Origin of the sequence: Paenalcaligenes niemegkensis, from assembly GCF_022230885.1 — a bacterium.
Taxonomy (GTDB): domain Bacteria; phylum Pseudomonadota; class Gammaproteobacteria; order Burkholderiales; family Burkholderiaceae_B; genus Paenalcaligenes; species Paenalcaligenes niemegkensis.
Window position 1 is genome coordinate 1,532,929 of record NZ_JAKGCT010000004.1, and the last position, 14,755, is coordinate 1,547,683.

Here is a 14,755-nt window from a genome sequence, read left to right on the forward strand (position 1 = left end):
AGCGTTCGTAGTTAGACACCATTGACGATAAGCTAAACAGGCGCACCACCCGCTCACGCCCTTTACGCCTACGTTCGACGTCAGCCGGGCCATGCAGCTCGTCAAGAACCGACAACACGCCTTGCGCTAACGCTCCCGCATTACGCGGAGGAACCACAACCCCTTGCTCTCCGACAATCAGGGCCGCGTCACCCACGTCGGTCACAACACAAGCCACCTCGGTGGCCATGGCTTCACAGACCACATTAGGAAAGCCCTCGGCATTGCTCGACAGCACATGCACATCAAGTGCCGTCATGATGCGTGGCACGTCATCGCGACGGCCCAGCAAAATCACGTTTCGGCCCAGGCCGAAGCGCTCGATTATCTCCATGAGCGCCGTATTCGTGTGATCGAGCCCCTGCCCTACCAATACGCATTGCACCTCGGGGTAGCGTTTAACAACCTGAGCCAAGGCTCCGAGTAGGTTGGTGTGGTCCTTTAAGGGATTCCACCGGGCGATAGCGCCGATCAGCATGGTGTGTTCAGAGACTCCGAGTTCTTCGCGTACGCTGGCTCTTATCTCTGCATCCGCATGCCAGTGACTAAAGTCGTAACCATTGGGTATGACCTTGAATTTACTGGCGTCATAACCCCATTGCTTATGCCGGCGCGCTGCGTTTTCAGCACAAGAGACAATTTTTCTTGGAACCCAGCGCGATAATCGGGCACAAGTCCACGCCACTACTCGAGACTTTAAACTGCTGCGGTGCAAATTTTCGCCAGAATTTCTGATGCACCACACCACATTTTTCACACCAGCGAGGCGAGCCATGATCCCTCCGACCAAATCAGAGTGATACATCCATGTTTGCACTACATCCGGACTAAGCTGCTTGAGCAGGCGTCTAAGCCTGAACAAACCGCTCACAAAAGCCAAAGGGCCTTTCATCTTCAAGCAGTGCAAGGGCACACCGGCAAGCTCAAGCTTAGGCCCGAACACGTCAGCATCACCCAATGAAATAACAATATTTCTATTATGCTGAGTCGGCGCCGTCACCAGTCGGTACAACACCGTTTCGGCACCGCCCTGCCCTAAGCCGGAAATAATATGTACAACCGTTAATGGTGGTAAGTCATTCTCGTGCATTATGGCTCCTGCAAGGGTGACGATGACTCCACACCCACTTCTTTGAATACATGGTCCCACTGAGCTAAAACGGCAGGTACCGCATAGCGCGATCGTACTGACAAGGCTGCCCGCTGCCCCATGGCCCCACGCAAGCGCGCATCGTCCATCAGCTCGGCCAGCGCATTCGTCATCGCCACAGGATCACGGGGAGGGATAAGCTTTGCATCCCGTCCTTGCTGCGTGATTTCAGCCGGCCCGCTAGGACAATCCACGGCCACACAAGCCAGGCCCAACGCCATGGCTTCAAGCAAGGCGTTTGGAAACCCCTCGTAATGAGAGCTGAGCACAAATAATTGGGCCTGGTTGAGTTCTCGCCAAGGCTCTTCGGTACGTCCTACCAGATGGATACGGTCTTTTAAGCCTACCAGCTCGGCTTTCTTCTCAAGTTCAGCCCGCAACGGACCTTCACCATAAATATATAGCTGCCACTGCAGCCGCGTTAAGGCGACCTCGGCAAAAGCAGATATCAGTTCACTGAACCCCTTGGCCGGAACCAGCCTGCCCATTGCAACAACCCGTGGCTCAGTCTCGTGCTCTACCGACACTGTACGCTCGACTTGCAGCAACTGACCTGGCAAAGGATTGGCTAATACCGCCAATGGCCCCAATGACGGCTCCTGAAGAGCAAAGCCCTTGGCGCTGTCCTCAGTTTGCAAGGCCACCTTTGCGGCCCAGCCATAGGTCTTGCTGCGCAGCCATCGCAAGACCCGACCTGCGCTTTTGCTATACATAGGATTCGTACGCTCACACACAACAATAGGGATCTCAATCCCTCGAAGCGCAATTAAAACCATGACATTCACATTCGTCAAAAACGAAACCACTACATCGGGCTGCTCTTTCCTGACCATCTGCCGTATCGCCAGCCACTTGCGCAGAGGCTTGGGCCATGGCAAGGCCGGCAGCACTGTATGCAGCCAGCGCACCCTTACCTGCTCATCAATAGGATAGAAACTGGAAGCCGAAGCCAAATGAGTAGGCACGAGCACCACTTCTTCACCCCGCTCGGCCCAGGCGTTGGCCAGCGTTGCCGCCACTCGCTCGGCACCTCCGGCATTCATGGAGCCTACGAAAAAGACTATTTTCATATGCTACGACCTCTGGTCAGTTAAGTGCATCAGCGTTTAGAAGGCGATCCTGGCTTATGTAACAACTGCTCCCATTGCGCCATGATGCGAGTCGCAGAAAAGCGGTCACGCACATCAATTGCCCGTTTAGCGAGGGCACTCCGCTTTGACGGGTGCGCCATCAGGTCAGAAAGATGGGCAGCCAGGGCCTCCGGGTCTTCGGCAGGAGACACCAGCACACCGTCAATTCCGGTTCTTACGATCTCGCGGGGACCGGTTTCGCAGTCGAATGCCACCACTGGCAAGCCACACGCCATGGCTTCAAGCAAGGTGTTGGATAAGCCCTCAGTACGAGAACTCAGCACATAAAGATCAGAGGCTTCGTACCAGTCACGAATATTTCCAACACGCCCCACCAGCTCGATTTGCGAACCCAAGGACAGTTCATCTATTTGCGCTTGCAGAGACGCTCGCTCTGGGCCTTCCCCCACAATGGTTAAATCCCACGCCGGAAAGTATTTCGCGAGCAACGCGAAGGCCTGAATCAAAATATCAAAACCCTTGACCGGATGAAGGCGTCCCACAGCCAGCAAGCGCAGACGCCCTTCACGAACTGGGGGGCAATCCGCGGCTCGCCAGCTGTCAGCGGCCACCTGACAGAATTAGGAATAACGGTTGGCCTGGAGCCCGGCACATGGGCACTTAACCAGGTAGCTGTTCCTGATGTCAGGGCGACCACAGCATCCGCACGCGGATAGGCCCATCTGCGTAATTTAACCCAAATGGGGGAAGCCTTTGTGCAGGAGGATGCGTGTGCTCAGAAACAATGACTTTACAGTTTAGATTCTTTGCTGCCACGACGCTTAATATAGACGCCGTTGTCATCATGCCCAGGATACAGTCTGGCTTTTGCCGTTTAAACACACGACGCAACCTATACACACGGCGAAGATTGGCAATAGCGCCACGCCAGCCGCCCCCGAGTCGCCAGCCGTGGCCAATTCAAAGCGGTGTACGCCGGCAGGCGGCTGATAAGCGTCAGTATCACTGGTTTTTTGAGTCACCAGGGAAACACGATGGCCCAGCTTCAACCAATAAGCCGCCAGATCAACAGCTACTCGTTCTGCACCACCCCCTGCAAGGGAGTGGATCACAATCATAATATGCATGGTTAGTGTTTATGGTTTTCGGCACCGGAGTTGGCAGAAGCCTCTTCCAGCGCTGGCGGGCTACGCAGCGCCGCTAAAAAATAACAAATAAATGAGGAGGCATACATCAGGCTAGTGGCAAGCATAATCCCCTGCACACCCATTTTGGGCGCCAGCCATACGTTCATCCCTGCTTTTACTGCAAAATTTAATACGGCAATCGTCGCCATCAAGCGATATCGGCGCTGACTCGCCAATAGCTGAACGAGAATCAGAACACCGAAATAAAATGGCAGCTGGAATAATCCCCATCGCAAGGCACTGGCCACACGCGCAGTATCTGCTGACCCAAAAGCCCCGCGCTCGTACAGCAAGGAGACGCCCCAGGGAGCCAGCCATAAGGCCACCAGCGAAATGATCAGGCCTATGCCGATCATCATGAGCGACCAGCGCAAGGCTATTTCACGCGCTCGGTGACGGTCTCCCCGGCTGTTGACATCGGCAAGCACCGGCAAGGCAGCCCGGCCTACAGAGGCTGCACCAACCCCAAGCATCAAGGATATAAACCGGCTGGCGTAGCCTAAGGTAGAGTTGGCATTCCCGCCCAGATTCGCAGCCGAGTACTGATCGATTGGTCCCACAAAGCTCATGGCAACCTGCCCAATGAGCATAATACTGGCGGCGGTCAATAGACCGGGCCATTGCTCTGACTGAAAGCCTGGCTTGGGGATCACCACCGCCTGATCTGCCCGCTGGGCCAAAATGTAGAGCCAGACGCATTGCACCAGGTATCCTACCAGTGTTCCCCAGAGCAGCGGACCTGCCTGTGCGTCCGGAGCAGCGAGCAGCACCCAGATCAATATAGAAAAGGCAGGCACGCTATCGAGCAGCGTATTGATATGGCGTTCGTGAGCGCGCAGGCGAGCTGCACTAATACCCGTTAGCAAGGTCAGCAAGGCAGCCGGGGCAAAGGCAGCGATCAACTGCACACTCATGGACTGAGCCTCGGGACTTAAACCGGCCCCCATGACTCGAACGACCCATGGCCAGCATACCCAAATAAGCACAACCAGAGCCGCGCCCAGCATCAGGGTCGCTCCTACGAGCTCATTGAGAAAACGATGTCGTGAAGCAGCATCTTGATAGCGGGTCTGAACCAATACCGGGATCAGCACCACGGACAGCACACCTACCAAAGTAACGGGCAGCCAATTAGCCATTACCATCGTAAACTGATAGGCATCCACAACATCGCTAATGCCGTAGCGATAGGCGACGGCCATCTCTTTAAATGCCCCCGCCGCCTTGCCCAACAGCAAGAAAAAGCCACGCGCATCGCCCCTCTGGCAATGCGTTGGTGATCGGAATGTACCGACCCCAGGCGCTTAGTCAGACTTTTCAGATTCAAGCCAGAAATCGCAAATACCAAGGCATGGCTTCGGCCAGGCCCTGCTGGATAGTATAGTTGGCCTGATAGCCCAGCAACGTCTGCGCCTTGGAGACATCGGCCTGAGAGTGACGTACGTCACCTGCCCTAAAGTCGCCATGTACCGGCGCCACATCGTAATTGACACCGCAAACCTTAAGTTCGGCTTGCAGGTAATCAAAAAGCTGGTTCAAGCTGGTACGCGCATTGACCGCGACGTTATATACCTGGGCAGCAGCCTCACCCTGAGCCAATGCGGCCAAAATATTAGCCTGGATTACGTTGTCGATATAACAAAAGTCGCGGCTGGTTTCGCCATCGCCGTTAATGGTGACCGGCTCTCCCGCAACCATCGTTGAAATCCACTTGGGAATTACGGCGGCATAAGCACCATTTGGATCCTGACGTCGCCCAAACACATTAAAGTAGCGCAAACCTACACTATTGAAATCGTATGCCCGCTTAAAGACATCGGCATATAGCTCGTTGACGTATTTAGTGACTGCATAAGGCGACAAAGGCTTACCAATCAGGTCTTCGACCTTAGGCAGTCCCGGATGGTCGCCATAAGTAGAACTTGAGGCCGCATACACGTACCCGCTGACTTTCGCATCGCGGGCAGCGACCATCATATTCAAGGCGCCGCTGATGTTCACGTCGTTAGTGGTCAAGGGGTCGTTCAATGAACGGGGCACCGAACCCAGTGCCGCCTGATGCAGGACGTAATTTACATCAGTGCAAGCTTGCTGGCAGATGGCGAGATCCCGAATATCACCTTCGATAAAGCGAAAATTTGCCCAGTTCTCTGGGCCAACCAGCCTGGATACCTCGTCAAGATTATGCTGATGACCCGTTGCAAAGTTGTCCAGGCCCACAACCCTCTGGCCGTTGCTCAGCAACGCCTCAAGTAAATTAGAGCCAATGAAGCCTGCGCAACCCGTAATCAACCACGTCTTTGGGTCGCTACGAAGCTGCGTCAGGGCCTGGTTAAATGCGTTACTCATGGTTAGCCTTTGCTTTATAGCCGTAGATCAGACTCGTCACGTGAAAATACATATTTCAAGTCATAGAGCACGTGCTGCGCTTTTCCAAGCTTACGGATATCTTCGGCCCCCATATCGGCGAACTGCTGGTGGGCAACCGCCAGCACCATAGCGTCATAGGTGTTTTCCTTGAGCTCTGTAATGACCTCGACGCCGTATTCGCGCTTGGCCTCGTCTGCATCAACCCAGGGATCGTAGACATCAACGTTTACGTCGTACTCTGCAAGCTCGCTGATAATATCCACGATGCGGGTATTACGCAGGTCGGGACAGTTTTCTTTAAAGGTCAGGCCCATTACCAGCACTTTGGCGCCCTGAACCTGAATGCGGCTTTTAGTCATGGACTTGACGAGCTGAGAGGCAACATACCCCCCATCGAGTCGTTTAAGCGACGGCCGGCAAGAATGATTTCAGGATGATAGCCAATAGACTGCGCCTTATGCGTAAGGTAATAAGGATCGACCCCAATGCAGTGTCCCCCGACCAGACCCGGACGGAAAGGCAGGAAATTCCACTTGGTACCGGCTGCTTCGAGCACATCTAAAGTATCAATACCCAGTTTATTGAAAATAAGGGTCAGCTCGTTAATCAGGGCAATATTCACGTCGCGCTGAGTGTTTTCAATAACTTTGGCCGCTTCCGCGACACGAATAGAAGCGGCTTTATGCGTGCCAGCCGTAATGATTTCGTTGTAGAGATCAGTCACCAAGTCGGCGATCTCAGGAGTCGAACCAGACGTCACTTTACGGATATTGGGCAAGCGATGCGTCTTATCGCCAGGATTAATGCGCTCTGGGCTATATCCGGCAAAGAAGTCTTCGTTATAGCGCAGGCCGGAAACCTGCTCGAGCACAGGAACACAGTCTTCCTCGGTAGCGCCCGGATACACCGTGGATTCGTAAATAACCACATCGCCGCGCTTGAGCACTTTGGCGATGGTCTCGCTGGCACGGATCAGAGGAGTCAGATCAGGCTGCTTATATTCGTCAATAGGCGTGGGCACCGTCACAATAAACACGTTTGCCTCCGCCAGTGCTGCCGAATCGTGGGTATAACGAAGGTGCACAGCCTGCTTGAGCTCTTCAGGCTCGACCTCAAGAGTGTGGTCCTCGCCCTGATTAAGTTCACTGATACGGCGACTGTTAATATCGAAACCGATTACAGAGCGTTTTTTCCAAACTCGACTGCCAAAGGCAGGCCTACATAACCTAACCCAATAACCGCGAGTTTAATATCTTTAACTTGCAACGTAAGTCTCCCTTGCATCGACGAGGATGAGAAATAAAAAAATTACCGTTTGCGGCGAGCGCGCCGTACCGACGGCAATAACAGCCAAGCAGGGCGACGCCAGCGAACCAAGCGTGTGTATAACCACACGTAGCACAGGCCGAAGACCACCAGGCTTGCACACAGAACCCAAGCATTGTCCCACCAAATGGTGGCTGGAATAAGCCCCACTAACGCGAGACCCCATAAATAAGGCGAGGCCATTGCATTTGACATAGGCGGCACATAACGTTTGCCCGATGCTACGACGCTGACCCGCACCATTCTTCTGAAAATCAGCTGATGCAAATGCAAGGCGTCGGGTTGATCAACGGGGACCCCACGCTTGAATTTACGCCGCCAGATCGAAAACATCGTTTCGAAAACCGGATAAAACAGTACCGCCAAAGCATAAAAAGGCGATACGCTGGGATTACGCACAACCAGTTGTACGGCCAGTTCTGCCAGCATAAAGCCCAGAAAATAGGCTCCCCCATCGCCAAGGAACACCCTGCCAAAAGGGAAATTCCATGCAAGAAAGCCCAACGTGGCGGAGGCCAAGGCTGCTGCGATAAGAAAAATAGGATAATCCTGAACCTGCCACGCCACCAAGGCCAGTGAAATCGCCATTAACGTGGCTATCATTCCCGCAAGACCATTGATGCCATCAATGATATTCAGGGCGTGAGTACAGCCACCAACAGCAATCATGGTAAATAATAGCGAGATAGGCCAATAAGCGAGAATCCAGTCGGCCCATTCAACCCCCACCCTCGACACCCCGCCCAGTAGCCACCAGGCGATGGCAGCCGATGCAAAGGCAGCAAGAAGGCGCTTCATTGAACCCACATCTTTAGTAATATCTTCAACCAGGCCAGCAACAAAAACCGGAAGCGCCGCCACGAAGAGCACCGGCCACAGCCAGGTTAAGGTCATATTGCTGGGCCCTAAAACCAGCAGCCCTGCCAAGGTACCGGCCAGAATTGCCAGCCCCCACCCTCGGCGTAGGCCGTAAATGAGTGGCCTGGGGTTTGGACATGTCGCTGTCGCCAGTAAGCTTGCCATGCCAGCGTTCGGACACAACAATTAAGCCGCCTACAAAAAAGGCGACTGCACAGATGGAAAGTAGCGTGAGAGGGTCCCACATTTGAGGCGATTGCACTAAATACTCTTTAACGGTGAAGCAGTAGTTATTATCGGACTAACATGTAACAAGCTGGACTATAACCCCGATACACATGCAACAAAAAGCCACTGTCTTCACAGAAGGCCGTATCGTTATTGCAAACAGGAATGCTTCAAGTATAGAGAAGGCCGGCCACGTTAATGCAACTATGTTTATCTAGACAGCGTATCGGCCTCAGGCTGAACGGGTGTTAATGCCGCGCCACACTCGCTGAGCAGCCGTCGCAGCCATCTGTGACTGGGCGAATGGCGGTTTCGCTCGTGCCATAACTGATAGAAACGCATAGGCGGAAACTCAACGGGTGCCTCAAGAATAGCTAAAGGCAAAAGCTTGGCGTAATACTCGGCAAAATGGCGGGCAGTGGTAAAAATCAAATCTGTGTTCTGTAACAAATACGGTGCCAACGCAAATGACTGCACCGAAACGGTCTCTTCCCGGCGTATGCGCAACCCGGCCAAAGCCATATCAATCACACCCCGTTGATTCAACGAATAAGGCATGGGCACCACATGACGGGCTTTGACATAGTCGTCGACATTAATTTCCCCCTTGCGCACTAAAGGATGATTAGCCGAGACCAGACACACAATTTGATCTTCGAGCAAAATCGACAAGTGCATACGATCAGGCGGTTCAGGCCAATTTCCAATGACAAGATCCAGTTCACCCTCGGCGAGTGACCGCTCGAAATCAAAACTTGCATCCAGAGAATGCAAATTCAGGGTTGCCTCCGGCGCTTCACGCCGTAATCGCTCGACCATGCTACCCACGAATACAGGAGCCAGATAGTCAGGTGAACCAATATTAAATTCACTACGACTGACCAAAGGGTCGAAATTTTCCTGGGTATTGACCATGCAATCAATCTCAGCCAACGCCCCCTTGGCATGCGCCAATAGTGCAATAGCCCGTTCGGTAGGCACCATTCCGCCTTTCTCACGGACCAGTAATGGGTCACCGATAATATCGCGCAGCCGCCGCAAGGCAGCACTGATCGCCGGCTGCGATTGATTCATTTTAAAAGCCGTGCGCGACACGCTGCGTTCGCTCACTAACAAGCAGAACACCCTCAACAAATAAGTATCTAGCGGATTATCTCCACGTCTTGCCGCCATCCGTCGTCCTCCAAAAAGCCATAGATGCTGCTGAGTTATTAAAAATCCGGGTAATACGCGTAATACGCTATGGCATATATCAGTTATAAGGCTAATTCTATTTTATTTATGATCAGAATACTTAAACTGGCTACCTATCAAGCGATAACAGCTAAGAATCTGCATGAGCCACACCGCCCTAATTACGGCGGGCCGGCGTTGTCTTTCGTCTAAAGCGTAGAGAAATGCAGCGCAGTCATCGATTAAAAAACCTTCACAAATCAAACCGGAATACGATCATCATGACACAATCACTGAACCCGGAGACCGCAATTGCCGCATTGTCCCAGCAGTCTCAAGAACAGTTCGTTGCCAGCATGGACGGCATTTTCGAACACTCACCATGGGTTGCAGAGCGCGCATGGGCAAACCGTCCCTTTGATTCTGTTGAGACCTTACACACTGCCATGGTGGCAGCGGTTGAACAAGCCAGTCACCAAGAGCAGCTTGACCTGATCTGTGCTCACCCTGAACTTGCGGGTAAAGAAGCTGCTGCCGGTACCTTAACAAAAGAATCCACCGGCGAGCAAAAAGGTGCAGGTCTGGACCAATGTACCGCCGACGAGCTAATACGCCTGCGCAGTCTTAATGCCAGCTATCTTAAAAAATTCGGCTTTCCCTTTGTGATTGCGGTGAAAGGCTTGACTCGCCACCAAATCATGGACACCGTTGACGCACGATTAAAGAACGACGCAGAAGTTGAATTTCATACCTGCCTGCATGAAATCGGCAAAATTGCCCGTTTTCGTCTTGATGCACAATTCGGCGCCTGAACCATCCGACATTTCGATACTTCCGGCACTCTCTCCAGCGGTGGCTCAGGCAAGCCTGCCGCTACTGCTCTCTCGCGGGGCGGCTCCATCGTCATACACCCGTAAACCGGCCGTCTCTTGCGAGCTGGCCTCTGGATTACCACGCGTCGGGACAGACTCCTGCTAGAGGTTGTTATCCGCACCAGCGCATGCCAGACAAAAAACCGTTTGCCAGAATAGGCCGGAAATTCATAATTCAATTTTCCTCAGAAAGAAGGGAGACAATATGCAAGCAAGGTCTGCGTCCACGCAGCTGCATCCAGTAGATGCCCGACCCCCGATGGGCCAGCTTTTCACCCTAGGCTTACAGCACGTGCTCGTTATGTACGCTGGTGCTGTTGCCGTGCCACTGATTATCGGCGGCGCCTTAAGCCTTGACAAAGCCACGGTTGCTTTTTTGATCAGTGCTGACCTGTTTTGCTGCGGCGTTGTCACACTCATTCAGTGTCTCGGCTTTGGCCGTTTTGGAATACGGCTTCCGGTCGTCATGGCGGTTACCTTCACAGCTGTGGGCCCAATGGTCAGCATAGGGATGAACCCCGAACTGGGGCTGCAAGGCATCTTTGGCGCCACTATCGCCGCCGGGGCCATATCATTGCTGCTCGTCCCCCTGATCGGAAAAATCATGCGGTTTTTCCCGCCTATCGTTACCGGCATCGTCATTACTTCTATTGGTCTCTCTATTATCGGCGTGGGCATTAACTGGGCCGCTGGAGGTGTAGGCAATCCGAACTATGGCTCACCCAAGTACCTGCTGACCTCGTTGATCGTGCTGATCTTCATTCTGTTGATCACTCGCTACATTAAAGGCTTTATTGCCAACATTGCCGTGCTTCTGGGCATGGGCTTTGGCTTTATCATTGCCATATTCATGGGGGAAGTCAGTCTGAGCGGCATGAACGAGGCGGCCTGGTTTGCGTTAATCCTGCCCTTCCACTTTGGCCCCCAAAGTTCGAGCTTTGGTCCATTCTGACCCTTACAATCGTGATGCTCATCACCTTTATTGAATCCATGGGCATGTTCCTGGCTCTGGGTGAAATTGTTGGTCGTCCTGTGGGCAGGAAAACGCTTGAAAAAGGCCTGAATGTTGATGCGCTTGGCACCGTCATTGGTGGTTTATTCAATACCTTTCCACACACCTCTTTTTCGCAGAATGTAGGGCTGGTCGGCGTAACAGGTGTACGTAGCCGCTGGGTCGGTGTCATGGCGGGCGTGATCCTGCTTGTCCTGGGCTTGGTGCCAAAAATGTCGCTGCTGGTCGCCTCGATTCCGACTTTTGTGCTTGGTGGCGCTGGTATTGTAATGTTCGGGATGGTACTGGCCACTGGGATTAAAATCTTGTCTCAGGTGGATTACGAGCGTCAGCGCCATAACACCTTTATTGTGGCGATTAGTTTAGGCATGGCCTTGATTCCTACCGTGGCCCCGGACTTTTTCAGTCAATTGCCTTCTGCCTTTGAGCCTATCTTGCACAGTGGCATTTTGCTGGCTTCTGTGTCGGCGGTGATATTGAACGTTTACTTTAATGGCGTCGGTGAAGTCACCATTGAAGCTCCCGCACAGAAGGACGCTGAATAAGCGGCATATGATTTCTCCTATGGTCAAAAAGTTTGGCCATTGCAATACTAGAGAAAGGGTGTTCGCTACGTAGCTACCCCTTTCTCAAACGCCGGTACGCGTATCAGTCCATTGGTTTTTTACACTCTACAGCCGATGACTGATACCCCAACTTGCTCAGGCATCGGCTTGTTCTGCACGAGGACTCGCCATGGCAAAAATTTTACTTAAAAACATCCACACCTTAGCTACGATGAACGATAACCGCGACGAACTGAACGACGCGGCCATCGTTATCAACGGAAAGGTTATTGACTATGTAGGAAGCAATGAAGGTGCCGCCCACATAGCAGTCGATCAGGTCATAGACCTCAGCAACCACGTGGTGCTGCCCGGGCTGATCAATACGCATCACCACATGTATCAGACCCTGACCCGCGCAGTTCCAAAAGCACAGAATGCTGAACTGTTCGGCTGGCTAAAAACGCTCTACCCCATCTGGGAGCGCATCACCCCTGATATGCTGTACGCATCCACGCGCACAGCCATGGCGGAACTTCTGCAAAGCGGATGCACAACCAGTTCGGATCACCTTTACCTGTTTCCGAATGGGTGCACGCTTGAGCACACCATAGAGGCCGCCCAGGAAATGGGCATGCGTTTCCATGCCAGCCGGGGCGCGATGAGTGTAGGCGAAAGCAAGGGCGGCCTGCCCCCTGACTCACTGGTCGAAAATGAAGATCATATTTTGCGCGACATGCAGCGTCTGGTCGAGCAACACCACGACGCCAGCCATGCTTCGATGTTACGAATTGCCCTGGCGCCCTGCTCTCCATTTTCGGTTTCACAAGACCTAATGAGGGAAAGTGCCAAGCTTGCCCGCAGCCTGAAGGTTTCCTTGCATACCCATTTGGCAGAAAACCAGAACGACATCGCCTACTCACGCGAAAAATTCAACCGCACACCTGCTGAATACGTAGAAGAGCTCGGTTGGACAGGGCCCGATGTATGGCACGCCCACTGCGTACATTTAGACGATGCCGGCATTCAGCTGTTTTCACGCACCAAAACCGGGGTAGCTCACTGCCCTTGCTCAAACATGCGTCTGGGATCGGGAATTGCTCCCATCCGTAAGATGATGGATCACCAGGTTCCGGTTGGACTGGGCGTAGACGGCAGCGCATCGAACGATGGCAGCAATATGCTCAATGAAGCCAGGCAAGCCATGTTGCTGCAACGCGTCGCCCATCAGGATCCTCGCCAGTTTTCGGCACGCGAAGCCTTATGGGTAGCTACTCGTGGGGGAGCAGACGTATTGAATCGCAACGATATAGGCCAACTTAGTCCAAATTACGCGGCTGACCTGATTGCTTTTGATTTAAACCAGCTTAATTATGCAGGCGCCCTGCATGACCCCATTGCCGCCACTCTGTTTTGCGCAAGCGCTTCGGTGGCATACAGTATCATTAACGGAAAAATCGTGATTCAAGAGGGCCGATTTAAACAAAGCGATCTGCCTGGCATTGTGCGTGCCCATAACACCTTAAGCCACGAGCTACTTTCAAGCTCCTGATTCATAATTACAAAGGATAAGTAGATGACCATCACACTAAAACTTGAAAACTTGACTCGCGAAGCCTTTGCGCCCTTTGGCGACGTAATCGAAGCTTCGGACGAAGCCCATCATTTCTCCATCAACGAAGGCAATACCGAGCGTTACCACGATCTTGCCAATATTGAACCGGGGACGGATGGCAAAGCCATTGTCTCTATCTTTCGTGGCCAGCCCCGTGACCTGCCATTTGAAGTCTCCATGATGGAACGTCACCCTAAAGCCAGCCAGGCCTTTATTCCCATGTCCGGCCGCCCCTATCTTGTCGTTGTAGCGCTTGCCGGAAATACCCCTGAAGCCACCGACCTTCGACTGTTCCTGGCCCGGGGTGATCAGGGTGTAAATTATGCTCCTGGAGTATGGCATCATCCCCTGCTTGGACTGGAACAAGTTGTAGATTTTATTGTCATTGACCGTAAAGGTCCGGGCGACAACTGTGACGTCATCAACCTGAGCCAAAAAGCCATTATCGCCGAGCTGGAGCAAGCCACAGCATGAGCCATCCCACTGATCCACGCCTGGACCCAGGCAGCACGCTTTATGCCGCCCGCCCTTCAGAGGTGAGTCAGGAGGAGTGGCAAGCCCGGGTTGATCTCGCCGCCTGCTATCGCCTTGCCGTCAGACACGGCTGGGACGATCAAATATACACTCACATTTCAGTGCGAGTCCCTGGTCGTGACGACGCTTATTTGATGAACCCCTATGGGCTGAGCTTTGAAGAAATCACGGCTTCCAACCTGTTACTGGTGAACACCCGCGGAGCCGTCATTGACGGTACCGGGCGTCGGGGCAACCCTACTGGCTTTGCTATACACGGCGCAGTCCATAACGCCCGTAGCGATGCGCACTGTGTGATGCACTTGCACAATGATGCCGTGATTTCCGTGTCGGCCTTAGCAGAAGGTCTGCTGCCCATGTCGCAACATGCCATACGGTTCTGGAATAATATTGCCTATCACGATTATGAGGGCGTTGCCTTCAGTGCGGCTGAACAAGAAGGCTTGCTTAAATCCCTAGGCAAAAGCTCGGCCATGATACTGCGCAACCACGGGTCGCTGGTCTGCGGACGCACAGTGGCAGAGGCCTACGTCATAATGTTCGATCTTGATAAATCGTGCAGAACCCAGCTTGTGGCCATGGCGGCCTCACGTGAGTTGGTTCTGCCTGCCGAAGAAGTCCTGAGTGCTACTCAACCACGGCTGGCACCTGGCCCTACGCCTGATGGCGAATTAGAATGGTCAGCTTTGCTGCGCAAACTCTTGCGTGAAGAACCAGATTTCGCCTCTTAGGCGTTTCAAACTCAAGGAATCTCT

Annotated in this window: 7 protein-coding genes and 6 pseudogenes; 5 read left to right on the forward strand and 8 right to left on the reverse strand. The window is 53.1% G+C overall.

Annotated elements, in window-relative coordinates; genetic code table 11:
• Positions 1 to 157: 157 nt before the first annotated feature.
• From L1889_RS11410 to L1889_RS11445, 8 genes and pseudogenes are all read right to left on the reverse strand, one after another.
• Positions 158 to 1,129 (reverse strand): annotated as a pseudogene (locus L1889_RS11410) (glycosyltransferase); the annotation flags it as partial.
• Positions 1,129 to 2,259 (reverse strand): glycosyltransferase family 4 protein, encoded by a 1,131-nt coding sequence (locus tag L1889_RS11415; RefSeq protein ID WP_238665221.1) that lies wholly within the window; start codon positions 2,257 to 2,259, stop codon positions 1,129 to 1,131. The pseudogene L1889_RS11410 and the gene L1889_RS11415, both read right to left, overlap by 1 nt.
• 29 nt (positions 2,260 to 2,288) lie before the next feature.
• A pseudogene (locus L1889_RS11420) lies at positions 2,289 to 3,407 on the reverse strand (glycosyltransferase family 4 protein).
• A 2-nt stretch (positions 3,408 to 3,409) separates the two neighbouring features.
• Positions 3,410 to 4,788: pseudogene (gene murJ / locus L1889_RS11425) on the reverse strand (murein biosynthesis integral membrane protein MurJ).
• Positions 4,789 to 4,790: 2 nt separating this feature from the next.
• A complete protein-coding gene (locus L1889_RS11430; RefSeq protein ID WP_238665222.1) occupies positions 4,791 to 5,816 on the reverse strand; it encodes an SDR family oxidoreductase in 1,026 nt (341 codons plus the stop codon).
• Positions 5,817 to 5,830: 14 nt separating this feature from the next.
• Positions 5,831 to 7,103 (reverse strand): annotated as a pseudogene (gene tviB, locus L1889_RS11435) (Vi polysaccharide biosynthesis UDP-N-acetylglucosamine C-6 dehydrogenase TviB).
• Positions 7,104 to 7,145: 42 nt separating this feature from the next.
• Positions 7,146 to 8,268 (reverse strand): annotated as a pseudogene (locus L1889_RS11440) (MraY family glycosyltransferase).
• Between the two features lie 191 nt (positions 8,269 to 8,459).
• Positions 8,460 to 9,422, reverse strand: coding sequence for a LysR family transcriptional regulator (locus L1889_RS11445; RefSeq protein WP_238665223.1), 963 nt, complete (start codon positions 9,420 to 9,422; stop codon positions 8,460 to 8,462).
• Between the two features lie 281 nt (positions 9,423 to 9,703).
• Between L1889_RS11445 and uraD the strand changes: the two genes are divergently transcribed.
• The 5 genes and pseudogenes from uraD (at position 9,704) to L1889_RS11470 (ending at position 14,731) form a co-directional block, all read left to right on the forward strand.
• Positions 9,704 to 10,234 (forward strand): 2-oxo-4-hydroxy-4-carboxy-5-ureidoimidazoline decarboxylase, encoded by a 531-nt coding sequence (gene uraD / locus L1889_RS11450; RefSeq protein WP_238665224.1) that lies wholly within the window; start codon positions 9,704 to 9,706, stop codon positions 10,232 to 10,234.
• A gap of 265 nt (positions 10,235 to 10,499) precedes the next feature.
• Positions 10,500 to 11,851, forward strand: a pseudogene (locus tag L1889_RS11455) (nucleobase:cation symporter-2 family protein).
• Positions 11,852 to 12,041: 190 nt separating this feature from the next.
• Positions 12,042 to 13,403, forward strand: coding sequence for an 8-oxoguanine deaminase (locus tag L1889_RS11460; RefSeq protein ID WP_238665225.1), 1,362 nt, complete (start codon positions 12,042 to 12,044; stop codon positions 13,401 to 13,403).
• Positions 13,404 to 13,427: 24 nt separating this feature from the next.
• Positions 13,428 to 13,940 carry an ureidoglycolate lyase gene (locus L1889_RS11465; RefSeq protein WP_238665226.1) on the forward strand — a complete coding sequence of 171 codons (513 nt, stop codon included), beginning with the start codon at positions 13,428 to 13,430 and terminating at the stop codon, positions 13,938 to 13,940.
• The gene (locus tag L1889_RS11470; protein WP_238665227.1) at positions 13,937 to 14,731 is read left to right on the forward strand and encodes a class II aldolase/adducin family protein; all 795 of its coding nucleotides are present in this window, start codon (positions 13,937 to 13,939) and stop codon (positions 14,729 to 14,731) included. The genes L1889_RS11465 and L1889_RS11470 overlap by 4 nt, the downstream gene beginning before the upstream one ends.
• Positions 14,732 to 14,755: the final 24 nt, after the last annotated feature.